Source organism: Pseudomonas reactans (assembly GCF_013385825.1).
Lineage (GTDB): Bacteria > Pseudomonadota > Gammaproteobacteria > Pseudomonadales > Pseudomonadaceae > Aquipseudomonas > Aquipseudomonas reactans.
On the sequence record NZ_JACAPG010000023.1, the window covers coordinates 21611 to 45083 of the forward strand.

Genomic DNA, 23473 nt, shown 5'->3' on the forward strand with positions numbered 1-23473 from the left:
CATGGAAACCCGAGCCCATCATGTGATGATCGGTCTGTTCAGCGTGATCGTGGTGGTCGGCGCGATGCTGTTCGGCCTGTGGCTGGCCAAGTCCAGCGTCGACAGCGCCTTCCAGGACTACGAAGTGATCTTCAACGAGGCGGTCAGCGGCTTGTCCCAGGGCAGTTCGGTGCAGTACAGCGGGATCAAGGTGGGCGATGTCATCAGCCTGAGCCTGGACCCCAAGGATCCGCGCCGCGTGCTGGCACGTATCCGCCTGGCCGGGCAGACGCCGGTCAAGGAAGACACCCAGGCCAAGCTGGCCCTGACCGGCATCACGGGTACCTCGATCATCCAGCTCAGTGGCGGCACCCCGCAGAGTCCCGAACTCAAGGGCAAGGACGGTAACCTGCCACAGATCATCGCCTCACCATCGCCCATCGCGCGCCTGCTGAACAACAGCAACGACCTGATGACCAGCATCAACCTGCTGCTGCACAACGCCAACCACATGTTCTCCCGCGAGAACGTCGAGCGCCTCAGCAATACGTTGGACAACCTGCAACAAACCACCGGCGCCATCGCCGACCAGCGCGGCGATATCAAGGTGGTGATGCAGCAACTGATGCAAGTGAGCAAACAGGCGAGCGCCGCCCTGGAGCAGACCACCGTGCTGATGCGCAACGCCAACGGTTTGCTCAACGAACAAGGCAAGCAGGCCTTCGGCAGTGCCGAGCAGGCCATGAAATCCCTTGAGCAAAGCACCGCGACCATCAATACCTTGTTGACCAACAACAAGGACTCGGTGAACAGCGGCATGCAAGGCCTCAACGAACTGGCGCCGGCCGTGCGCGAACTGCGCGAAACCCTCGGCTCGCTGCGCGCCATCTCCCGCCGCCTGGAAGCCAACCCCAGCGGTTACCTGCTGGGCAGCGACAAGAACAAGGAGTTCACGCCATGAAGCGTGCTTACCAAATGATCGCCCCGGTGGCCCTGGCACTGGTGAGCGCGTGCTCGATCCTGCCCAAGGCCGACCCGTCGGATGTGTATCGCCTGGCCGCGGCGCAGAGCACCAACCAGGCCGCGCCTGTCAGTTGGTCACTGCGTGTGAACAAGCCGCAGACCAGCGAATTTCTCGACAGCCCGCGCATTGCCGTGGTGCCCAATGGCGACCTGATCAGCAGTTATGCCAACTCGCGCTGGAGCGACCCGTCGCCGGTGCTGCTGCGCAACCGCTTCATGGACGGCTTCCAGCGCGATGGCCGGGTGACGCTGCTGAGCACCGACGATACCAACCTGCAGTCCGACTATGAGCTGGGCGGGCAATTGCAGGCGTTCCAGAGTGAATACCACGGCAGTGCGGTGGAGGTGGTGATTCGCCTGGATGCGCGGTTGGTGCGTGGGCGTGATCAGCGGATTGTTGCAAGCCGCAGGTTTGAGGTGCGGCAGCCGGTGAGCGACACCAAGGTGCCAGCGGTGGTGGCCGGGTTTGGGCAGGCGGGGGATCAGTTGAACAAGCAGGTGGTGGATTGGGTGGTGAGTCAAGGCACGGCAGCGCACCCACTGTAGGAGCGAGCTTGCTCGCGAAAATCGTCAACGATAACGCAGCGCTATCAGCCAGCCCGCGTTGCCGATACGTTCTTCGCGAGCAAGCTCGCTCCTACAGGTTTGGGTGTAAGCCTCAGCCAAAGAACCAGTAGCACACCGCAATAGCAGCAACGACACCGGCCAACTCCGCCAGCAACGCACACCCCACCGCATGTCTGGCCCGTTGAATTCCCACCGACCCAAAGTACACCGCCAGCACATAGAAGGTGGTCTCGGTACTGCCCTGGATCGTCGCCGCCACCAGCGCCGGGAAGCTGTCCACACCTTGAGTCTGCATGGTCTCGATCAACATCGCCCGCGCAGCGCTGCCGGAAAACGGCTTGACCATCGCAGTCGGCAAGGCATCAACAAAGCGTGTGTCCATGCCGGTCCAGGCGACCACATGGCGAATACCTTCCAGGCCGAAATCCAGGGCGCCCGAAGCGCGCAACACACCCACGGCACACAGCATCGCCACCAGGTAGGGCAGCAGGTTCTTCGCCACGTCGAAGCCTTCCTTGGCGCCTTCGACAAATGCCTCGTACACCTTGACCTTGCGTAACGCGCCGATCACCAGAAACAGCATGATCAAGCCGAACAGCGTGAGGTTGCCGAGGATCGACGACAAGCCAGCCAGCGCCGTCGCGGAAAGGGTCGCCAGCAATGCCATGAAGCCGCCCAATACCAGCGCACCCGGGATCAGATAGGCCAGCACCACCGGGTCCCACAGCCGCAGGCGCTGCATGATCGCCACCGAGAGCAGGCCGACCAGGGTTGAGGCGCTGGTCGCCAACAGGATCGGCAGGAACACCAGCGTCGGGTCCGCTGCGCCTTGCTGGGCGCGGTACATGAAGATGGTCACCGGCAGCAGCGTCAGCGACGACGCATTGAGCACCAGGAACAGGATCTGCGCGTTACTCGCGGTGTTGGGGATGGGGTTGAGTTCCTGCAGCGCCTTCATCGCTTTCAAGCCGATAGGCGTCGCCGCGTTATCCAGGCCCAGGCCGTTGGCGGCGAAGTTGAGAGTGATCAAACCGATCGCGGGGTGGCCGGCAGGTACTTCCGGCATCAGACGGCGGAACAGCGGGCCAAGGGCCTTGGCCAGCCAATCGACGATTCCGGCCTTCTCGGCGATGCGCAAGAAACCCAGCCACAGGGTCAGGGTGCCGAACAGCAGCACCATCACTTCCACCGACAGTTTGGCCATGGCGAAAATGCTTTCGACCATTGCCGCGAAAATTCCGGCGTTACCGCCGACCAGCCATTGCGCCAGTGCCGACACCATTGCCACGACAAAGAAGCCAAGCCACAGGCCATTGAGCATCAGTTGAATCCCCCGAAGAATGGAGCGAATGATAGCGGGGCTGGCAGAAACGACAAACCCCGGAATGATCCGGGGTTTGTCTTAGAGCTGTTGTGTTATCAGCTGCGGGTCGCTTGGGCGGCCGGCGCGGCGTCCTTGCTGCGCCAGTGCGGCAGCGAGTTCCAGTAGCGCTCGCCCTTGGCGTCGTCGTACATGCCTTCCCAACGGGAGATGACCAATACGGCCAGGGCGTTGCCGATCACGTTCAAGGCCGTACGCGCCATGTCCATAATGCGGTCGACACCGGCGATGAACGCCAGGCCTTCCAGCGGAATACCCACGCTGCCCAGGGTCGCCAGCAGCACCACGAAGGACACTCCCGGCACGCCGGCGATACCTTTGGAGGTGACCATCAGGGTCAGGACCAGCATCAACTGCTGGCCAACCGACAGGTCGATGCCATACAGCTGGGCAATAAAGATGGCCGCGATGCTCTGGTACAGAGTCGAACCGTCGAGGTTAAACGAGTAACCGGTCGGCACCACGAAGCTGCAGATGGCTTTCGGCGCGCCGTAGGCTTCCATCTTCTCGATCACGCGCGGCAGCACGGTTTCGGAGCTGGCGGTGGAGTAGGCCAGGACCAGCTCATCCTTGAAGATACGAATCAGCTTGAGGATCGAGAAACCAAACAGGCGAGCGATCAGGCCCAGTACTGCAAAGGCAAAGAACAGGATGGCGACGTAAACCAGGATCACCAGCTTGGCCAGCGGCAGCAAGGAGGCGAAGCCGAAGTTGGCGACGGTCACGGCGATCAGTGCGAAGACGCCGATCGGGGCGTACTTCATGATCATGTGGGTGACTTTGAACATGCTCTCGGACACGCCCTGGAACATAGTCACCAGCGGCTCGCGCAGCTCAGGCTTGAGGCTCGACAAGCCCAGGCCGAACAGCACCGAGAAGAAGATGATCGGCAGCATTTCGCCACGGGCGACGGCGGCGAAGATGTTCGACGGGATCAGGTTAAGGATGGTCTCGATGAACGCATGCTCATGCTGCACTTCGGCAGCGGTGGCGGTGTACTTGGAGATGTCGACGGTACCCAGGGTACTCATGTCGATGCCGGCACCGGGGTGGAACAGGTTGGCCAGCAGCAGGCCGACCACGATGGCGATAGTGGTGACGATTTCGAAGTAAAGGATGGTTTTGACGCCGATACGCCCGAGCTTCTTCGCGTCACCGACACCGGCAATGCCGACAATCAGCGAGGAGATCACAATCGGGATCACGATCATCTTGATCAGGCGAATAAAGATATCGCCCGCTGGCTGCAACACATTGCTGATCCACCAGGCCTTTTCAGCACTGAAATGGTTGAGCACTGCACCGATTGCGATCCCCAGCACCAAACCGATGAGGATCTGCCAGGCGAGGCTTAGCTTTGCCTTCTTCATGTCATTACCCTTACTTCAAGTGAACTTAAGGCAAATGCGCCATCTGCAACGCTCGAGAGCGAAAAAGTGTGTGCATCTGCCTCCATGGAAGGTCACCGCAGCGTGGCCGAAATGGCTTACTGGCAGGCGAAAAAAGGCGCAACTATTCCCATGCAAGGGAGCGACGTCTAATGCCGTAAACGCCTACCCTATGCCGAATCGGCATGGCCTTTTTCTATAATAACTGTCCGAACGGTCAGTTCAAATGTGACATTTTGTCCGACAAATATGCCGTGAACCGGCCAAACCCGGCTCGCTCAGAGAATCAGGACGTCCTTGAAGCGCTGGCAGAAATGCCTGGGAATTCCGCTGTTTAGTGTCGGAAATGTCCTATGGGCCCGGCCAAAATTTATCGATAGATGGTCGACCGGACATACCAAGAAATGGTTCTGAACAAGCAGAAGGGAAATATTCGACTATGGAAGGCATAACAAAAGAGCAATAAGCCCGCCGCAAGTTCAGCAAGCCATGAGCTTGTGAACTTGCGTCGCAGCTTTTCGCCTGACCCGGCCCTTGCGCAGGCACTCCCTGTACCCGTAGGTCACGCCGATCGCGATTGATCAGAGCAACCCGGCCCCTTGGTCATGCACCGCCCTTGGCGAGCGATGCAAACAGAAAGAAGCGAGGGGGCTTCTTTCTATGGACGCAAGCTCCGCAGACGACAGACGCGTCAGACGGAACCTAATACCAATTCGGATCTTTCTTCAGTTGCTCCATGAGCAACTTCTGCATGCCTTCATCCGGCTTACCAATGAAGCGGTAATCCGCATGGCGCGTCGGGGATTTGTCCGCCGGCAGACCGGCCGGGACTTCCACCAACATGGCGTAGGCATCTTCCTTGTCGAGGCTGAAGGCAACGATCAGGCGTTTGTTCAGGCACGTGTCAGCGGTTTCGCACAGCGGCCCGACCAAATACTTGTCGCCATCTTCTTCCACGGCATTCATTTGTTCGGCCGTACCCGACAGGTTCATCACCCATTCCGGTAGGCGTTCTTCTTTCTTCACCACGCCTTGCCAGGTTTCGCGGTATTGCGGGTCCGCGCTGAGCAATTCGTTCGCCCGGGATTGGCCGTCATTGGCGGCCATCGCCAAGCCGCTGCCGCCCAAGAGCAGGGCGGCAGCAATAGCTTTAAGGGACAGAGTGGTCATGTTCAGCCTCGGCCGCGACGACCAAAGAAGAAGGAAGCGATGAACATCACCAGGAAGACCACAAACAGAATTTTTGCGATACCCGTGGCGGTGCCCGCGATACCACCGAAGCCCAGGACTGCAGCCACAATGGCGATGATCAGAAATGTGATTGCCCAACTCAACATGGTGATTCTCCTTACGCTTTTATAGGGGTAACAGCGGTAGTGCCGTGCAGCCGCTCAATACGAACGGCTGTTGTTGCCTAGAAAACCCAACGCTCTTGGGATGGCAGTTCACTCAGGGCGGACTCCTGGTCAACCATCCGCAACTGCGGGGCTGTTGCATCGGCAGCAGCACTGCCAACGGAACGGAAGTGGGTTTGGGTCATGGTCGGACGTTCAAACTGGGGGATCTGCTGCTGACTCTGCTGCCAATGTTGCAACTGCTGGCCGCCAATCAGCGTGACCATCAGGGCCAGGCTGGCAAACAGGCCTTGTTGCAAGCGCAGTGGCGATACACGCAATTGGCTGAGGTTTTGGCGAGTCATGCTGCTGTTCTCCCGCATTTTGATTATTCGTTGGGAGAGATATTGCAGAGTGCATGCCAGCTTTTTTACAAAATAAAACCCAATAAAAACAATGAGTTAAATATTATGAATTGGGTTGGCCCCCAGCATCCTGCACGATGCTCCTCTGAGCGCCGTGCGAAATGCACGATGGCCAGCGGTCGGATCAATGGATAGAAAACGAAATGAGTGTTGCCGAAGTGGCAAGACGGCATGAAAACGCCATCAGCCGGGGCTTTGTAGGTAACGATGCAGATAGCTGCACGACGCTGCCTTTTATCGATCAGAATAAACCATGCAACTTGCCCGATTATTCCGGGACTAAACACCATCATTCATAGTTTAAGGAGCGCGGGACAGATGGAATCAGCCAAGGAACTTCAAGGCCGCATTCTTTTAGTGGATGACGAATCCGCGATCCTCCGCACCTTCCGTTATTGCCTGGAAGATGAGGGCTACACCGTAGCCACCGCGAACAGCGCCGCTCAGGCCGATGCCTTGATGCAGCGCCAGGTGTTCGACCTGTGCTTCCTCGATCTGCGCCTGGGCGAAGACAATGGCCTGGATGTACTGGCCCAGATGCGCATTCAGGCGCCGTGGATGCGTGTGGTGATTGTGACCGCCCACTCTGCAGTCGATACCGCCGTTGATGCGATCCAGGCCGGCGCTGCCGACTACCTGGTCAAGCCTTGCAGCCCTGATCAACTGCGCCTCGCCACCGCCAAGCAGTTGGAAGTACGCCAACTCTCCGCGCGCCTTGAAGCCCTAGAAGGCGAAGTGCGCCAGCCCAAAGACGGCCTCGATTCCCACAGCCCGGCAATGATGGTGGTGCTGGAAACCGCGCGCCAGGTGGCCGGCACCGACGCCAACATTCTCATCCTGGGTGAATCCGGCACCGGTAAAGGCGAACTCGCCCGCGCGATTCACGGTTGGAGCAAGCGTTCGAAAAAGTCCTGCGTCACCATCAACTGCCCATCGCTGACGGCCGAGCTGATGGAAAGCGAGTTGTTTGGTCATAGCCGCGGTGCGTTTACTGGTGCCAGTGAAAGCACTTTGGGCCGCGTCAACCAGGCAGACGGCGGCACGCTGTTTCTCGATGAAATCGGCGACTTTCCCCTCACATTGCAACCCAAGTTGCTGCGCTTTATCCAGGATAAGGAATACGAGCGCGTCGGCGATCCGGTCACTCGCCGTGCCGACGTGCGTATCCTGGCCGCCACCAACCTGAACCTGGAAGACATGGTCCGCGACGGCCGCTTCCGCGAAGACTTGCTGTACCGCCTTAACGTGATCACCTTGCACTTGCCGCCGCTGCGCGAACGCAGTGAGGACATCCTGACCCTGGCCGATCGCTTCCTGGCGCGCTTCGTCAAGGAATACGCCCGACCGGCGCGTGGCTTCAGCGATGAAGCGCGCGAAGCACTGCTCAACTACCGCTGGCCGGGCAATATCCGCGAACTGCGCAACGTGGTGGAGCGCGCCAGTATCATTTGCCCGCAAGAGAAGGTGGAGATCACCCACCTGGGCATGGCCGAACAGCCTGGCAACAACGCCCCACGCATCGGCGCGGCGCTGAGCCTGGATCAGTTGGAAAAAGCCCATATCGGTGCCGTGCTCGCCACCAGCGACACCCTGGACCAGGCCGCCCGTACCTTGGGCATCGACGCGTCGACCCTGTACCGCAAACGCAAACAGTACAACCTGTGAGCTGCACCTTATGAAGTTAGCGATGAAGCTGCGCACTCGGCTGTTCCTGAGTATCTCAGCGTTGATCACCGTCGCCCTGCTGGGTTTGATACTGGGCCTGGTCAGCGTCATGCAAATGGCCAAGACCCAGGAATCCCTGATTCGCAGCAACTTCATTACGCTGGACCTGGGGCTGAAGCTGCGCCAGAGCCTGGGCGATCAACTGATCATGATGCTGGAGGAGCGCCCCGACCCTCAGGCACTGCAAGCCTCCAAGCAACGCTACTTCGACCTGCTGGACCAAGGCATCGCCCATGAGCAACGCGACGATCGCGGGACGGGGTTCAGTGAGGCCCGAGGCCAGTATCAGGATCTGCTGGACGCCTTTGACGAATCCCAGCAACCGACGCCTCCTCCAGGCGCCAAGGAAAAGCTCACCGAAACCTTCAATACGTTGCGCAACGGCCTGATCAACGAACATAAGCAGGCGCTGGAGAACATCAGCAACAGCGAGCACAAATCACGTGAACGCGCGTTGCTGATCGCCGGCTTGCTGGGCTTGGTGGGGCTTGCAGTGCTGATCATCGGGTTTGTGACCGCCCATGGCATTGCCCGGCGCTTCGGCGGGCCGATCGAAGCGCTGGCCAAAGCCGCCGACAAGATCGGCCAGGGCGATTTCGAGGTCACGCTGCCGATCTCATCCGCAGCAGAAATGAACCAGCTGACCCGCCGCTTCGGCATCATGGCCGAAGCGTTGCGCCAGCATCAGGCAACCAATATCGACGAACTGCTGGCCGGTCAACAGCGCCTGCAAGCCGTACTCGACAGCATCGACGATGGCCTGCTGATGATTGATCGCCAAGGCCGTCTGGAACACCTCAACCCCGTGGCCCAGCGTCAATTGGGCTGGGACGAGGAACGCCTCGGTCAAGGTCTTGGCGAGGCACTGGCACGCCCCGAGCTGGATGAGCAACTGCAACTGGTACTGCGCGGCGGTAATCTGGAGCGGGCGCCGGACGATTTGGAAGTGGAAGTGGAAGGCGAACTGCGCCTGCTGACGTACAGCCTGACCCCGGTGAGCCATACCCAGGGGCATATCCTCGGCGCAGTGATGGTGCTGCATGACGTGACCGAACAGCGCGCCTTCGAACGAGTACGCAGCGAGTTCGTACTGCGCGCCTCCCATGAGCTGCGTACACCGGTGACCGGCATGCACATGGCCTTCGGGCTGTTTCGCGAGCGTGCGAAGTTTCCGGCAGAGTCCCGCGAAGCGGACCTGCTGGATACGGTCAATGAAGAAATGCAGCGCCTGATGCAGTTGATCAATGACCTGCTGAATTTCTCGCGCTACCAGAACGGTTTGCAGAAGCTAACGCTGGGGCCGTGCGATGTGACTGAGCTGCTGGAGCACGCCCGTGCCCGCTTCGTCGAACCGGCCAATGCGCAGAACATCGAATTGCTGGTAGAAGCTCAATCCGATTTGCCTCGGTTGTATGCAGACCAGGCACAGCTCGAGCGGGTGCTGGACAACCTGTTGGGCAACGCCCTGCGCCACACGGCGGCGGGTGGGCAGATTCGTCTGCAGGCGCGCCGTCATGGGGAGCGAGTGATTGTCAGCGTCGAGGACAACGGCGAAGGCATCGCTTATGGGCAGCAGGGACGGATCTTCGAACCCTTTGTCCAGGTGGGCCGCAAGAAAGGCGGCGCCGGCCTGGGCCTGGCGCTGTGCAAGGAAATCGTGCAACTGCACGGCGGCCGCATGGGCGTGTATTCGCGGCCGGGGCAGGGCACTCAGTTCTATATGGCGTTGCCGCTTTAAGTTCGATTCAACGCGCGCAGGATTGCGGCACTCTCCGCATCCGGCGTGCCGTCAAACAGCGACGGCCGGAAATGCATCTGGAACGCCGCAATGACATGGCGCGTGGCGACATCCAGCTCCCCGGTCTGAGGCGTCTGGTAACCCAGACGGGCCAATTCTTCCTGGAACCAGGTAATGCTCGGTAGCTCCGCGGCATATTGCACTTGGAACCGCGCTACGGCCTGGGCATCAGGCCACACGCCCAACCCTTCATCGGCCAGGCGCTTCCAAGGGAACAATGGGCCCGGGTCCAGCTTGCGCAACGGTGCGATGTCACTGTGGCCAATGATGTTCTTGGGGTCGATGCCGTTGCGCTTGCTGATGTCCTTGAGCAACACCACCAGGGATTTAACCTGCGCTTCGGAGTACGGGTACCACAAGCGACCGGTAGGGGTGTCCTTGTAGCCAGGGTTCACGATCTCGATGCCGATGGAGCTGGAGTTGAGCCAGGTACGGCCCATCCATTCGCTTTCGCCGGCATGCCAGGCGCGCTGGCTTTCATCCACCAGCTTGTAGATGGTGCCGGAGGCGTCGTCGCCGATCAGGTAATGGCTGCTGACCTGGCCGTGGGTAAGCAATGCCAGGGAGCGCTCAAGGTTGGTGGAGGTATAGTGGACAATCACGAACTGCACACGGTTGTCGTGGTTCACCGAAGGATGGCTGGTGTCCAGGCGCGGGCCGCTGGCGCAACCTGCGAGCAGAAGAAACACAAAGGCGAAGTACAAGGATTTCATGGCGGAAGACATTACACTGAAGACGATAATGCAACAGTGTAACGTACCCGTTGTGACCCAACCGTCAAATTACAAAATGGAACATCTTTTAGGCGGCCTGCACCTGGTTCCGTCCCGCCGCCTTGGCCCGGTACAGCGCCTCATCGGCACGTTTGAGCGCCAGGTCACTGCGCTCTCCCGGCTGGAACTGCGCCACCCCCATTGAAACGGTGATGGTCACCGGTTCGCCCTTGAAGTGAAACGGGCACGCTTCAATCGCTGCGCGCAACACTTCGCCCGCCGCCAGCGCATCCGACAGAGAAGAGTTTGGCATCAGCAACACAAACTCTTCCCCGCCAAAACGCGCGATAAAGTCGCTCGGACGCAGGCGCTTGCGCAGCACGTTGGCGATGATCTTCAGTACCTTATCGCCGGCCAAATGGCCGTAACCATCGTTGATGCGCTTGAAATGATCCAAGTCCAGCATCGCCAGCGACAGGTTGTTGCCGCGCTGGTGCCAGGTGTTGACCTCCTGATCCAGGCGTTCGCTCCAGGCCGCGCGGTTGGGCAGCCCGGTGAGCGGATCGATCAGGGCCTTCTGGCGCTGCACCTCCAGGTGCTCGCGGTAGCCCTGGGCTTCCTGCTCCATATTGGCAACACGCTCGGCCAAGCCTTTCAGACGCGCTGCCGTTTCCTGCTCGCGCTGGTCACGCTGCTGCTGGTGCTCGTCCATTGTGCCCAGCAGGCCTTCAAGGTGGCTTTCCAGCACGTGCTTGAGGCTGTCCAGGTCGGCAGCTTCCTGCACGCTGCTTTGCAAGCCATCGACCTGCTCGCGGATCTGCGTGTCCAGTTCGCGGGCGGCGGAACGGCTATCGGCATGGCCGTCGCTGGCGACCTGCAAGTGCCCCTGGAAGGCTTCAAGCCGCTCGTTGAGCTGCTTGAGATATGCCTCGAATTCATGCTGGCCACTGTCGGTGATCGCCAGCATCAATACGGCCAGGTCGTCGAGGATCGGCAGCAGTTCGTACCAGTTCAGGCCGTGGGCCAGGCGCTCGCGCATGGCTTCGGCCTGGGGTCGGTGGCGCTCGGGCAGCGAGAGCTCCTCCAGCAAGCCGAGCAGGGTGTCCTCGATGTGCTTGGCCACAGAGCTGTAGGACGGTTCCGGCGAGTCGGGCAAGGCATAGGTGCCATCCGCTTGCAGCTCGTCGGGATCTGGCTCTTCGACCTCCAGCACCGGAGGCAGCGACAGGCTGCCGATGACGGTCTCATCCGGCGCTTCGACCTGAACCTCAGGCGTTTCGATGAAGGCGGCGAGCGCGCTTTCCGGCGCAGGCTCTTCGACTTGAGGCTCGGGCTCGACCCGCGCTACTGGCGTTTCAATGGGTGCGGCTTGAGGCGGGGCTTCATAGACGAAGGTTTCGCTGGAGGGCTGGGCCACCTTAACGGGTGCTACAGGCTCAATGACGGGGGCGAGCGTTTCTTGAGGCTGCGGCGCAAAGGCGCGCAACGCTTGCGTCAGCTCTTCGGATTGTTCGGGCGGCTGTGGCTCGGCAGCCGCCTGCTTGGCTACCGCAGGCTGCGGGGCCGGTCGGGGCGTCGGTTCATTTTCCACCGCCTCGTTCACGACTTCTTTGGAGCCGAACAAGCGCTGCAAAAGCCCTGGCCCCGGACGCAGGGTTTCGCCGTCCGGCTCCAGGTTGTTCAACGCCTGGCCTTGCAGGCCACTCAATTCGCTGAGCAGCAAGGGAATCTCGCGCGCCTGGCTGACTCGGCCGTCTAGCTGCTTGGCAAACGTCTTCAGCGGACGGGCCACTTCACGCGGTAGCGGCAGCTTTTGCAGTTGCGTGACCAGGGACGTCAGCGCCGTGCTGATCTGGTCCACCCGGGTTTCACGGCGCTGTTCCGAATCCAGCACAGCTTTTTCCAGACGTGGGAGCAAGGCGGCGAGGGCGGCGTCCATATCATCGGTACGGACAACGTCGCGCATTTCCTTCATGCATTGGTCAACCGCGCGGTCAGTGCCTTCAGCGGCCAGGGTGCTGCGCACCAGCCCACGGCGCAGCAGGTCGAGACGGGCGGCCCAACGGCGTTCGAGCTTGTCTTGTTGCTCGATGCTTTTAAGGTATTTTTCTTTCCAGCGCTGGGCGTCGTCGCTCATGCAAGGGGTCCGCGAGGGGCAGGGCTCAACGCGGGTAATGCATCAGCCGTGAGCGAACCCGGCAGACGAATCTCTACCGCGACCGGCAGGTGATCGGAAATGGGCTGCGCCAGCACCTGCACACTTTCGAGTGTGAGGGTAGGACTGAGCAGGATATGGTCAAGACAGCGTTGCGGACGCCAGCTGGGGAACGTGGCTTCGGCTTGCGGCGCCAGTAGCCCGAGGTCGCGCAACGGAGAATTCTGCAATAGATCGCTGGCGTGGGTGTTCATGTCCCCCATCAGCACCTGGTGTTTGTAATTGCCGATCAGCTCTCGGATGTAGGCCAGTTGCATGGTGCGGGTACGGGCACCCAGCGCCAGGTGCATCATCACCACCACTAAGGCTTCCGGGCCTTCGCCAAACCGCACGAGAATCGCGCCCCGGCCCTTGGGGCCTGGCAGCGGGTGATCTTCGATGGCGGAGGGTTTCAAGCGGCTGAGCACGCCATTGCTGTGCTGCGCCAGGCGCCCGAGGTTGCGATTGAGTTGCTGGTACCAATAGGGGAAGGCCCCGAGTTGGGCCAGGTGTTCGACCTGGTTGATGTAACCGGAGCGCATGCTGCCGCCGTCGGCTTCCTGCAGGGCAACCAGGTCGAAGTCGCTCAACAGGTTGCCGATCTTCTGCAGGTTGCCAGCCCGACCGTTGTGGGGCAGCAAATGCTGCCAGCCACGGGTGAGGTAATGCCGGTACTTCTCGGTACTGATACCCACCTGGATATTGAAGCTCAGCAGGCGCAGGCGGCTGTCTGCCGGCAGGCCCGTGGATTCCAGGTGATGTTCGTTGACCTGCGGGTCATGCAGGCCAACCACACGTTCGGTACCCCAGCGACGCATGACGGGCCCCTTACTTGGCTGCGCGCTCTTTGGCGATCAGCTGGTCGGCAACATTGAGGGTCTGCTCAGGACCACCGGAGGTGCCCAGGTCGAAACGGTATTTGCCGTTGACTATCATGGTCGGAACGCCTTGCACGCCGTACTTCTGCGCCAGCTCTTTGGCCTGTTTGATCTGGCCCTGGATGGCGAAGGAGTTGAAGGTGGCCAGGAACTTGTCCTTGTCGACACCTTGCGTGGCCACGAAGTCAGCCATTTCGTCTGGCTTGGTCAGGCGCTTGCCTTGCTTCTGGATCGCGTCGAATACCGCGTTGTGAACCTTGTGCTCCACACCCATGGCTTCCAGGGTCAGGAACAGCTGGCCGTGGGCATCCCACGGGCCGCCGAACATGGCGGGGATGCGTCGGAAGTTCACGTCCTTAGGCAGTTTTTCAACCCATGGGTTGATGGTCGGCTCAAAGGCGTAGCAATGCGGGCAGCCGTACCAGAACAGCTCCACTACTTCGATCTTGCCGGGTTCCGAAACCGGAACCGGGTTGGCCAATTCGACGTAGGTTTTACCGGCTTCAAGCGGCACGTCGGCAGCTTGTGCGGTCATGCCGAAGAGGCTGGCAGTGACGAGAGCGGCGCTGAGGATCAGATTACGCATGCTTTACTCCTGGACAAATAAAGTCGCCTCACGCGACCTTTGTTGTGACAGGTCTACGCGGGCATGAGTTCGTTAGTGTAACGGTAGCGGCCACAAAAAAGGGCAGCCTGGGCCACCCTTTTTATGCTTGCATCGCGGGATTAATCGAGTGTTAACGTTGCGTGCACCTTAGTGCAGGCCCTGGATGTAGCTGGAGACCGCCGCAATGTCTTCATCACTCAGCTTGCGGGCGATGGTGCGCATGATTGCCGCGTCGCCATCGTTGGCTCGCCCGGCTTCTTCCTTGCGGAAATCGGTCAGTTGCTTGGCGATATAGGTGGCGTGCTGGCCGCTCAGGTGCGGGAAGCCGGCGGCGGCGATGCCCGCGCCATTAGGCGAGTGGCAACCGGTGCAGGCAGGCAGGCCTTTTTCCAGGTCGCCGCCGCGGAACAGTTTCTCGCCACGCGCCACCAGTTTCGGATCAGCAGCTCCCACGCTGCCCTTCTGGCTGGCAAAATACGCCGCGATGTCTGCCAGGTCCTGATCGCTGAGGTTGGTCAACAAGCCGGTCATTTCCAGGACCGTGCGCTTGCCGGACTTGATATCCTGCATCTGCTTGGTCAGGTAACGCTCGCCCTGCCCAGCCAGTTTGGGGAAGTTCGGCGCCGGGCTGTTACCATCCGGTCCATGGCAAGCACCACACACGGCGGCTTTCGCCTGGCCCGCTGTAGCGTCGCCTGCAGCATGGGCAACACCGGTGATGCCCAAGGTCAACAGCAGACTCACGATCAGTTTGTTCATCAGCTAATCCAACTACGGCTAAGGGGTTTAAGAGTTATCTACCGGGTTTACTCACCATCAACTGAATGATGGCCTGGTAATCCTCAGTACTGCAGTCCATGCACAAACCACGCGGCGGCATTGCCTTGAAACCCTGGGTCACGTGTTGACCAGCGTGTCCACGCACACTCGGTTGTACACCGCTTCCGGATCCTGTGTAGCCTGAGCGCCGTAAAGCGGGACCAGGACACCGATAGCGAGCAACCACTTGGTCATACGTCGACCATTTCAGGGTTTGAGAGCGTTTTGCGTTCTAATGCGCAATAAAGGTCTATCGCTCCCGTGAACCTCATCCTTCGCTGGGACAAAGCACACACAAAATCTGCGGCATTATATACTGGCGCTACTGAAACGGAAACGACACCGCTTGCCGCACCCTTTTTCGGCACCGCCCACATCGGAAATCTCATGCAACTCAAGAATCCCATCCTCGGTCTGTGCCAACAGTCCACGTTCATGCTCAGCGCCGCCAAAGTTGACCAATGCCCCGATGACGAGGGCTTTGAAGTCGCCTTTGCCGGTCGTTCCAACGCCGGTAAGTCCAGCGCGCTGAACACCCTGACCCACGCTAGCCTGGCACGCACCTCGAAAACCCCAGGCCGCACGCAACTTCTCAATTTCTTCAAGCTAGACGAAGATCGGCGTCTGGTCGACCTGCCGGGTTACGGTTATGCCAAAGTACCTATCCCGCTGAAGCTGCACTGGCAGCGTCACCTGGAGGCTTACCTGGGTGGCCGCGAGAGTTTGAAGGGTTTGATTCTGATGATGGACATCCGCCATCCGATGACCGACTTCGACCTGTTGATGCTCGACTGGGCCGTCGCCAGCGGCATGCCGATGCACATCCTGCTGACCAAGGCCGACAAGCTGACCTACGGCGCAGCCAAGAACACCCTGCTCAAAGTGCAGTCCGACATCCGTAAAGGTTGGGGTGATGCGATCACCATCCAGCTGTTCTCGGCGCCAAAACGCATGGGCCTGGAAGAGGCCTACACGGTGCTGGCAGGCTGGATGGAATTGGCAGACAAGGGCGCAGAACTGGCCGAGTAACTTTTCTGCAGGCAAAAAAAACCCCGGACTTCTTATGGGGAGGGGAAGTTCGGGGTTCAAGTTCCGGACCGCTAGGGCGGGGTCCAGATATCTGCCAACACTTAACACAACATAGGAGCATTGAAGGGCTTCACCACCCATTCAGTAACTCTGAGTAGCAGTTCACGGGTTAAGTTCCGGCAGGTTCGAAAAACTATTTGAAATAACCGACGGCGATTTCCGCACTAAAGCACTCTGCCAGCACGCAAGGTGATGGCAGAGTCCCGGACTCAGTGCGCTTCGTCCCAGTTGTTGCCCACGCCCACTTCCACCAGCAGCGGCACATCCAACTGCGCGGCAGCGCTCATGTGCTCGCGAATCTTCTCGCTGACCTGCGCTACCAGATCCTCACGCACCTCCAGCACCAGTTCATCGTGCACCTGCAGGATCACCTTCGCATCCAGGCCTGACTCGATCAGCCAGTTGTCCACCCGCACCATGGCCTTCTTGATGATATCCGCCGCCGTACCCTGCATCGGCGCGTTGATCGCGGTACGTTCTGCCGCTGCGCGCTCCTGAGGCTTGTTGGAGTTGATGTCCGGCAAGTACAGGCGGCGGCCGAAGAACGTCTCGACATAACCCTGATCAGCCGCCTGGGCGCGGGTGCGCTCCATGTACTCGCGAACCCCGGGATAACGGGCGAAATACACATCGATATACGCCTTGGCCGTCTTGGTATCGACGCCAATGTCCTTGCCCAGCTTCTGCGCGCCCATGCCGTAGATCAGGCCGAAGTTGATTGCCTTGGCGCTGCGACGCTGATCCGAGGTGACCTCGTCCAGCTCAACCTTGAACACTTCTGCCGCCGTAGCGGTGTGCACGTCCAGGTTGTCGCGGAAGGCGTTCATCAGGCCTTCGTCCTTGGACAGGTGCGCCATGATCCGCAGTTCGATTTGCGAGTAGTCCGCCGCCAACATTTTGTAGCCCTTGGGCGCGACAAACGCCTGGCGGATCCGCCGCCCTTCGGCGGTACGCACCGGGATGTTCTGCAGGTTCGGATCACTGGACGACAAGCGCCCGGTCGCCGCCACCGCTTGATGATAGGACGTGTGGATGCGCCCGGTGCGCGGGTTGATCTGCTCCGGCAGGCGATCGGTGTAGGTACTTTTCAGCTTGCTCATGCTGCGGTACTGCATCAGCACCTTGGGCAGCGGGTAGTCATCTTCGGCCAGCTTGGCCAGCACTTCTTCAGCCGTTGAGGCCTGGCCCTTGCCGGTTTTTTTCAGTACCGGCAGGCCGAGTTTCTCGTAAAGGATCGCGCCGAGCTGTTTGGGCGAGCCCAGGTTGAACTCCTCGCCGGCGATCTCGAACGCCTGGCGTTCCAGCTCGACCATCTTGTTGCCCAGCTCGATGCTCTGGATGCCCAGCAAATCCTTGTCGACCAGCGCGCCCTGGCGCTCGATACGCGCCAACACCGGCACCAATGGGATTTCGATATCCGTGAGCACACTCGCGAGGCTCGGGATGGTCGCCAGTTGCGCAAACAGCGCCTGGTGCAGGCGCAAGGTGATATCGGCGTCTTCTGCCGCATACGGGCCAGCCTGCTCCAGCGCGATCTGGTCGAATGTCAGCTGTTTGGCGCCTTTGCCGGCGATGTCCTGGAAAGCGACGGTGTCGTAGTCCAGGTACTTTTTGGCCAGGCTGTCCATGTCGTGGCGGGTGGCCGTGGAATTGAGCACATAGGATTCGAGCATGGTGTCGAAGGCGATGCCGCGTACGGTAATGCCGTGCGCCGGGTCGCCACCGATGGCGCAGTTGGCCAGGATGTTCATGTCGAACTTGGCGTGCTGGCCAACCTTGAGCTTGGTCGGGTCTTCCAGCAGCGGCTTGAGGGCCAGCAGTACGGTGTCGCGATCCAACTGCTCCGGCGCGCCGATATAGGAGTGGGTCAGCGGAATGTAGGCTGCTTCGTGGGGCTGGACGGCGAAGGACACACCGACCAACTGAGCCTGTTGGGCGTCGATACCGGTGGTTTCGGTGTCGAAAGCGAACAACTTCGCGTCATTGAGTCTCTTCAACCAGATGTCGAAGGTCGCCTGGTCGAGAATGGTGGTGTAGCTCGCCTCTGTCGGCGCAACGGCTTCAACGACGTCCTCAGCAACAGGCGCAGCCTTGAGCTCCACACGCTTCACATCGCGCTGGATTTCGTCAATCCAGCTCTTGAATTCCAACAGCGAGTACAGCTCCAGCAGCTTCTCGCGATCCGGCTCGATCAGGTGCAGGTCATCCAGGCCGACATCCAGCGGTACGTCGCACTTGATCGTCGCCAACCGGTAGGAAAGAAACGCACTCTCGCGATGTTCTTCCAGCTTGGCTGGCAGTGTCTTGGCGCCTCGGATAGGCAGGGTCGGAACGATGTCCAATTGCTCATAAAGCTCTTTGATGCCGCCGTTCACGCCGACAAGCAAGCCGGAAGCAGTCTTGGGACCAATACCCGGAACGCCTGGAATGTTGTCGGACGAATCCCCCATCAGCGCCAGGTAGTCGATGATCTGCTCCGGAGCGACGCCGAATTTCTCCTTTACGCCTTCGATATCCATCGCGCTACCGGTCATGGTGTTGACCAAGGTAATGTGCCCGTCGACCAGCTGCGCCATGTCCTTGTCACCGGTCGAGATCACCACCGGGCGGTTGGCCGCCGCGCTGCTGCGGGCCAGGGTGCCGATCACGTCATCGGCTTCAACGCCTTCGACGCAGAGGAGCGGGAAGCCCAGGGCGATCACGCTCTGGTGCAGGGGCTCGATCTGCAGGCGCATGTCATCGGGCATGCTTGGGCGGTTAGCCTTGTATTCGGCGTACATGTCATCGCGAAAGGTCCCACCCTTGGCGTCGAACACTACCGCGAACGGACTGTTCGGGTACTGCTTGCGCAGGCTTTTGAGCATGTTCAACACGCCCTTGACCGCACCCGTGGGTAGGCCTTTGGAGGTGGTCAGCGGTGGCAACGCGTGGAACGCGCGGTACAGATAGGAAGAACCGTCCACCAGGACGAGGGGTGCTTGGCTCATGAGCAGAATCAACCTTTTCGGCGGGTCAGGCGCTAGAATAGCCGGACCAATGACGACAAAGGGACAAGGTTATCATGCGTACATTCAATCGCCTGCTGTTGACCGGCTTGATTGCACTCGCTCCGATGGCTGCCATGGCGGCAGACGATGCGCCTGGGGGCGATCCGGAAGTGACCATTCGCACGGAAGGCGACAAGACCATCCAGGAATACCGCCAAAATGGATTCCTGTACGCAATCAAGGTAACGCCGAAAGGTGCGCCGCCTTACTTCCTGGTGCGCGCGGACGGAACCGATGCGAACTTCATCCGCTCTGACCAGCCGGATATGCTGATCCCGTCATGGAAGATTTTCGAATGGAAATGATTTCTTAACTTAAATTGGCGCCGCGCACCGCGGCGCCCGTACTGGCAGTTTTAACCATGTCTGTGTTCACCCCCCTGGCTCGGCCCGAGCTGGAAACCTTTCTCGCCCCTTACGGCCTCGGCCGCCTGATCGACTTCCAGGGGATTGCCGCCGGTAGTGAAAACACCAATTTCTTTATCAGCCTGGAGCAGGGCGAGTTCGTCCTGACCCTGGTTGAACGCGGTCCGGTCGCGGAAATGCCGTTCTTCATCGAACTGCTCGACGTGCTCCACGACGCCGACCTGCCCGTGCCCTACGCCCTGCGCACCACCGACGGCGTGGCCCTGCGCGAGCTGAAAGGCAAACCGGCGCTGCTGCAACCGCGCCTGGCCGGCAAGCACATCAAGGACGCCAACGCCCAGCACTGCGCCCAGGTCGGTGATCTGCTGGGCCATCTGCACCTGGCAACACAGGGCGAGAAGGTGCTGGAGCGCAAAACCGATCGCGGCCTGGACTGGATGCTCAGTGAAGGCGCGCAGTTGATTTCGCACTTGAACGACGCACAACAGCGTCTGCTGCAGGATGCGCTGACCGAGATCGAAGCTCACAAGGCTGAGATCCTCGCACTGCCACGCGCCAACGTGCACGCCGACCTGTTCCGCGATAACGCGATGTTTGAAGGCACGCACCTTACAGGCTTGATCGACTTCTACAACGCCTGCTCCGGCCCGATGCTGTACGACGTGGCAATCGCGCTGAATGACTGGTGCTCGGATGCTGACGGCGTGATCGATGGGCAACGGGCTCGGGCATTGCTGGGAGCCTATGCAGGTCTTCGACCGTTTACCGCGAAGGAGGCCGAGTTGTGGCCGACCATGCTGCGGGTGGCCTGTGTGCGATTCTGGTTGTCACGCCTGATCGCGGCCGAGTCGTTCGCCGGGCAGGATGTGTTGATCCATGACCCGGCGGAGTTCGAGCATCGCTTGGTGCAGCGTCAGCAAGTGACTGTCCAACTGCCATTTGCGATGTAACACCTCTACCTGTAGGAGCGAGCTTGCTCGCGAAAAACCCGAGAACGCCGCGTTTATCCAGGGTAAACGCGTCATCGTTAACGTTTTTCGCGAGCAAGCTCGCTCCTACAGTGTGGCGTTACAGCGACTCCAGACACCCAGCCAGATCATTACCCAGCTTCTCCAGCACCTGCTCATAGCCCTGAGCGGTAGCCGGGGTATAACCACCCAGCGCATCCAACTCCGCCAGCTTCACCGGCAAACCGGAGACTAGCGTTTCAGCCAGGCGCGGACGCAACGGCGGCTCGCTGAACACGCAGGTCTTGCCCACTTCCTGCAAACGCGTACGCATCGCCGCTACATGCTGGGCGCCGGGTTGTACTTCCGCAGCCACGCTGAACACGCCGGTGTGCTTGAGGCCGTAAGCGTCTTCGAAGTAATCGAAGGCTTCGTGGAACACGAAGTAAGGTTTGCCATCAATCGGCGCCAGGCGGACTTTCAGGCGAGCATCCAGGGCATCCAGACGCTCATCGAACGCCTTTACGTTGCTCTGGTAATGCGCAGCATTGGCCGGATCGGCGGCAGCCAGGTCAGTCGCCATGCGCGCTGCAATCACCCGAGCGTTCACCGTCGACAGCCACAAGTGCGCATCCAGGCTGCCTGGGCGGTGATCGTGGTCGTGTTCGTCGGCTTCATCGGCGTGTGAGTGGCTATCTTCGGCAAAACGACGCAACTTCATACCTGGCAGGTCCTGCACTGCCACTGTCGCGGCCGTACGACCTTTCAGCACGCGCGGCAGGAAACTCTCCATATCCGGGCCGATCCAGTACAGCAGGTCCACCGACTGCACACGCCGTACGTCGGATGGACGCAGCGCATAGTTATGCGGCGATGCACCCGGCGGCAATAAAACCTCAGGAACCGCCACGCCGTCCTGCACAGCCGCGGCGATCAGCTGCAACGGTTTGATGCTGGTCAGCACCTTGACCTCTGCCTGAGCGGCGCTCGCGACGAACAAACTGGTGACAAATATGACAAAAACGGGAAAAAGTCGGGACACGATGACCACTCAATGGCGTAGGAACGGGTAACATAATAACGTCTCTATCAAATATCTGTCGCCGCTCATGCCTAAAACACCGCTTGCCAGCCGTCCCCACGACCACTCTCACTGCGTGCATACCGCGCTGTCGGAGGCCGATACCCTGTGCACACAGAAGGGTCTGCGCCTGACCGCCCTGCGTCGCCGCGTGCTGGAACTGGTGTGGCAGAGCCACAAGCCGCTGGGCGCCTACGACATCCTGGGCGTGCTCAGTGAGCAGGATGGCCGCCGCGCTGCTCCGCCGACCGTGTACCGCGCGCTCGACTTCCTGCTGGAAAACGGCCTGGTGCACCGCATCGCCTCGTTGAACGCCTTTGTCGGTTGCAGCCACCCGGAACACGCGCACCAGGGCCAGTTCCTGATCTGCCGCGAGTGCCACGCCGCCATCGAGCTTGAACAAAAAAGCATCAGCGACGCCATTATCAAGAGTTCTGCCGAGGTCGGCTTCCGGGTCGAAGGGCAAACGGTCGAAGTGGTCGGCCTGTGCTCGGGCTGCCAGGGGGCTTGATGAGCAACGCGTTAATCCGCCTGGAACAGGTCGGGGTCACGTTCGCCGGGCAAGCCGTGCTGGATAACATCGCACTGAGCGTGGAGCCTGGGCAGATCGTCACCCTGATCGGCCCCAACGGCGCCGGCAAGACCACCCTGGTGCGTGCCGTACTCGGCCTGCTCAAGCCCGACACCGGCAGTGTGTGGCGCAAGCCCAGGCTGCGTGTCGGCTACATGCCGCAGAAGCTGCACGTGGACCCGACCCTGCCACTGTCCGTGTTGCGCTTCCTGCGCCTGGTGCCGGGCGTGGACCGAGCCCGCGCGCAAGCAGCGCTCAAGGAAGTCGGCGCCGAACAGGTGATCGACAGCCCGGTGCAAAGCATCTCCGGCGGCGAAATGCAGCGCGTGCTGCTGGCCCGCGCCTTGTTGCGCGAGCCGGAACTGCTGGTGCTGGATGAACCCGTGCAAGGCGTCGACGTCGCCGGGCAGGCCGAGCTGTACAGCCTGATCACCCGCCTGCGCGACCGCCATGGCTGCGGCGTGCTGATGGTGTCCCACGATTTGCACCTGGTGATGAGCACCACCGACCAGGTGGTGTGCCTCAACCGTCACGTGTGCTGCTCCGGCCACCCGGAACAAGTCAGCGGCGACCCGGCCTTCGTCGAGCTGTTCGGCAAGAACGCCCAGAGCCTGGCGATCTACCACCACCATCACGACCACGCCCATGACCTGCATGGCGCCGTGGTCGACGATCCCGCCACACCTCATACCCACGTTCATGGAGATAGCTGCAAGCATGGCTGATTTTCTGCTCTACGCCCTGCTGGCAGGCTTGGCTTTGGCGTTGGTGGCGGGCCCATTGGGTTCGTTCGTGGTGTGGCGGCGCATGGCCTATTTTGGCGACACGTTGTCGCATGCCGCGCTATTGGGCGTGGCCATGGGCTTCTTGCTGGATGTGAGTCCGACCATCGCCGTGACCGTGGGCTGCCTGCTACTGGCAGTGCTGCTGGTGACCCTGCAACAGCGCCAGCCGCTGGCCTCCGACACCTTGTTGGGCATCCTGGCGCCCAGCACGCTGTCCCTGGGCCTGGTGGTACTGAGCTTCATGCATGAAGTGCGCATCGACCTGATGGCCTACCTGTTCGGCGACCTGCTGGCAATCAGCACCACCGACCTTGCATGGATCCTCGGCGGCAGCGCAGCCGTGCTGGTGCTGCTGGTGGCCCTGTGGCGGCCGCTGCTGGCAATCACCGTGCATGAAGAGCTGGCCACGGTGGAAGGTCTGCCCGTGCCGACCCTGCGCATGGCCCTGATGTTGTTGATCGCCGTGGTGATTGCTGTCGCGATGAAGATTGTCGGCGTATTGTTGATCACATCGCTGCTGATCATTCCCGCAGCCGCTGCCCAGCGCCATGCCCGTTCTCCGGAGCAGATGGCCATCGGCGCCAGTTTGCTGGGGATGCTTGCCGTGTGCGGGGGCCTGGCGCTGTCCTGGTTCAAGGACACGCCGGCCGGGCCATCGATTGTGGTCACGGCCGCCGCCCTGTTTCTGCTGAGTTTTGTCCTGCCCCGTCGAGGGGTGTAGACTTGCTCGCTTTTTGCGCAAATAGAGAGTCGCAGG

The 23473-nt window shown here is 60.5% G+C and carries 22 protein-coding genes and 1 pseudogene; 10 read left to right on the forward strand and 13 right to left on the reverse strand.

What is annotated here, in order from left to right; translation table 11 throughout:
• Position 1: 1 nt before the first annotated feature.
• Both HX868_RS26575 and HX868_RS26580 read left to right on the forward strand, forming a co-directional pair.
• The gene (locus tag HX868_RS26575; protein WP_177004905.1) at positions 2–940 is read left to right on the forward strand and encodes an MlaD family protein; all 939 of its coding nucleotides are present in this window, start codon (positions 2–4) and stop codon (positions 938–940) included.
• Positions 937–1548 (forward strand): ABC-type transport auxiliary lipoprotein family protein, encoded by a 612-nt coding sequence (locus HX868_RS26580; protein WP_177004906.1) that lies wholly within the window; start codon positions 937–939, stop codon positions 1546–1548. Before HX868_RS26575 ends, HX868_RS26580 begins: the two co-directional genes overlap by 4 nt.
• 112 nt (positions 1549–1660) lie before the next feature.
• Here the strand turns inward: HX868_RS26580 and HX868_RS26585 are convergent, their stop codons facing one another.
• The 5 genes from HX868_RS26585 to HX868_RS26605 all read right to left on the reverse strand — a co-directional run bounded on the left by HX868_RS26585 (position 1661) and on the right by HX868_RS26605 (position 6037).
• Complete coding sequence (locus tag HX868_RS26585; RefSeq protein ID WP_016978801.1) at positions 1661–2890, reverse strand: nucleoside recognition domain-containing protein; 1230 nt, start codon at positions 2888–2890, stop codon at positions 1661–1663.
• Between the two features lie 98 nt (positions 2891–2988).
• Positions 2989–4320, reverse strand: coding sequence for a glutamate/aspartate:proton symporter GltP (gene gltP / locus HX868_RS26590; protein WP_016978800.1), 1332 nt, complete (start codon positions 4318–4320; stop codon positions 2989–2991).
• A 720-nt stretch (positions 4321–5040) separates the two neighbouring features.
• Entirely contained in the window at positions 5041–5508 is a 468-nt protein-coding gene (locus tag HX868_RS26595; RefSeq protein WP_016978799.1) for an inhibitor of vertebrate lysozyme family protein, read from the reverse strand.
• Positions 5509–5510: 2 nt separating this feature from the next.
• The gene (locus tag HX868_RS26600) at positions 5511–5675 is read right to left on the reverse strand and encodes a DUF1328 domain-containing protein (RefSeq protein WP_003170804.1); all 165 of its coding nucleotides are present in this window, start codon (positions 5673–5675) and stop codon (positions 5511–5513) included.
• 77 nt (positions 5676–5752) lie between these two features.
• Complete coding sequence (locus tag HX868_RS26605; protein ID WP_177004907.1) at positions 5753–6037, reverse strand: hypothetical protein; 285 nt, start codon at positions 6035–6037, stop codon at positions 5753–5755.
• Positions 6038–6415: 378 nt separating this feature from the next.
• Between HX868_RS26605 and algB the strand changes: the two genes are divergently transcribed.
• Together algB and HX868_RS26615 are read left to right on the forward strand one after the other, a co-directional pair.
• Positions 6416–7762 carry a sigma-54-dependent response regulator transcription factor AlgB gene (algB, locus tag HX868_RS26610; RefSeq protein ID WP_016978797.1) on the forward strand — a complete coding sequence of 449 codons (1347 nt, stop codon included), beginning with the start codon at positions 6416–6418 and terminating at the stop codon, positions 7760–7762.
• A 10-nt stretch (positions 7763–7772) separates the two neighbouring features.
• Positions 7773–9560 (forward strand): KinB sensor domain-containing domain, encoded by a 1788-nt coding sequence (locus HX868_RS26615; protein WP_177004908.1) that lies wholly within the window; start codon positions 7773–7775, stop codon positions 9558–9560.
• Here the strand turns inward: HX868_RS26615 and HX868_RS26620 are convergent.
• The 6 genes and pseudogenes from HX868_RS26620 to HX868_RS26645 form a co-directional block, all read right to left on the reverse strand.
• Positions 9557–10333, reverse strand: coding sequence for an N-acetylmuramoyl-L-alanine amidase (locus HX868_RS26620; protein WP_177004909.1), 777 nt, complete (start codon positions 10331–10333; stop codon positions 9557–9559). The two genes, HX868_RS26615 and HX868_RS26620, sit on opposite strands and share 4 nt — an antisense overlap.
• Before the next feature lie 88 nt (positions 10334–10421).
• Positions 10422–12470 (reverse strand): GGDEF domain-containing protein, encoded by a 2049-nt coding sequence (locus HX868_RS26625; protein WP_177004910.1) that lies wholly within the window; start codon positions 12468–12470, stop codon positions 10422–10424.
• A complete protein-coding gene (locus HX868_RS26630) occupies positions 12467–13345 on the reverse strand; it encodes an endonuclease/exonuclease/phosphatase family protein (RefSeq protein WP_177004911.1) in 879 nt (292 codons plus the stop codon). The genes HX868_RS26625 and HX868_RS26630 overlap by 4 nt, the downstream gene beginning before the upstream one ends.
• Positions 13346–13355: 10 nt before the next feature.
• On the reverse strand, positions 13356–13991 hold the full coding sequence (gene dsbA, locus HX868_RS26635; protein WP_010207835.1) for a thiol:disulfide interchange protein DsbA: 636 nt from the start codon (positions 13989–13991) through the stop codon (positions 13356–13358).
• A 168-nt stretch (positions 13992–14159) separates the two neighbouring features.
• Complete coding sequence (locus tag HX868_RS26640) at positions 14160–14771, reverse strand: c-type cytochrome (protein WP_016978792.1); 612 nt, start codon at positions 14769–14771, stop codon at positions 14160–14162.
• Between the two features lie 34 nt (positions 14772–14805).
• Positions 14806–15026, reverse strand: a pseudogene (locus HX868_RS26645) (c-type cytochrome).
• Positions 15027–15218: 192 nt separating this feature from the next.
• Here HX868_RS26645 and yihA point away from each other — a divergent pair.
• On the forward strand, positions 15219–15860 hold the full coding sequence (gene yihA / locus HX868_RS26650; protein ID WP_177004912.1) for a ribosome biogenesis GTP-binding protein YihA/YsxC: 642 nt from the start codon (positions 15219–15221) through the stop codon (positions 15858–15860).
• Positions 15861–16129: 269 nt separating this feature from the next.
• Here the strand turns inward: yihA and polA are convergent, their stop codons facing one another.
• On the reverse strand, positions 16130–18907 hold the full coding sequence (gene polA, locus HX868_RS26655) for a DNA polymerase I (protein WP_177004913.1): 2778 nt from the start codon (positions 18905–18907) through the stop codon (positions 16130–16132).
• A 74-nt stretch (positions 18908–18981) separates the two neighbouring features.
• On the opposite strand from polA, the gene HX868_RS26660 reads away from it, so the two are divergent.
• Positions 18982–19272, forward strand: coding sequence for a DUF2782 domain-containing protein (locus HX868_RS26660; RefSeq protein WP_012721523.1), 291 nt, complete (start codon positions 18982–18984; stop codon positions 19270–19272).
• 56 nt (positions 19273–19328) lie between these two features.
• Entirely contained in the window at positions 19329–20282 is a 954-nt protein-coding gene (locus tag HX868_RS26665) for a homoserine kinase (RefSeq protein ID WP_177004914.1), read from the forward strand.
• Between the two features lie 118 nt (positions 20283–20400).
• On the opposite strand, the gene HX868_RS26670 is transcribed toward HX868_RS26665, so the two are convergent.
• Complete coding sequence (locus tag HX868_RS26670) at positions 20401–21330, reverse strand: metal ABC transporter solute-binding protein, Zn/Mn family (protein ID WP_177004915.1); 930 nt, start codon at positions 21328–21330, stop codon at positions 20401–20403.
• A 58-nt stretch (positions 21331–21388) separates the two neighbouring features.
• Here HX868_RS26670 and HX868_RS26675 point away from each other — a divergent pair, with 58 nt between their 5' ends.
• The 3 genes from HX868_RS26675 to znuB are packed head-to-tail and all read left to right on the forward strand — an operon-like array spanning position 21389 to position 23437.
• Complete coding sequence (locus HX868_RS26675) at positions 21389–21871, forward strand: Fur family transcriptional regulator (protein WP_025854323.1); 483 nt, start codon at positions 21389–21391, stop codon at positions 21869–21871.
• Positions 21871–22656 carry a zinc ABC transporter ATP-binding protein ZnuC gene (gene znuC / locus HX868_RS26680; RefSeq protein WP_177004916.1) on the forward strand — a complete coding sequence of 262 codons (786 nt, stop codon included), beginning with the start codon at positions 21871–21873 and terminating at the stop codon, positions 22654–22656. The genes HX868_RS26675 and znuC overlap by 1 nt, the downstream gene beginning before the upstream one ends.
• The gene (gene znuB, locus HX868_RS26685) at positions 22649–23437 is read left to right on the forward strand and encodes a zinc ABC transporter permease subunit ZnuB (RefSeq protein WP_016969536.1); all 789 of its coding nucleotides are present in this window, start codon (positions 22649–22651) and stop codon (positions 23435–23437) included. Before znuC ends, znuB begins: the two co-directional genes overlap by 8 nt.
• Positions 23438–23473: the final 36 nt, after the last annotated feature.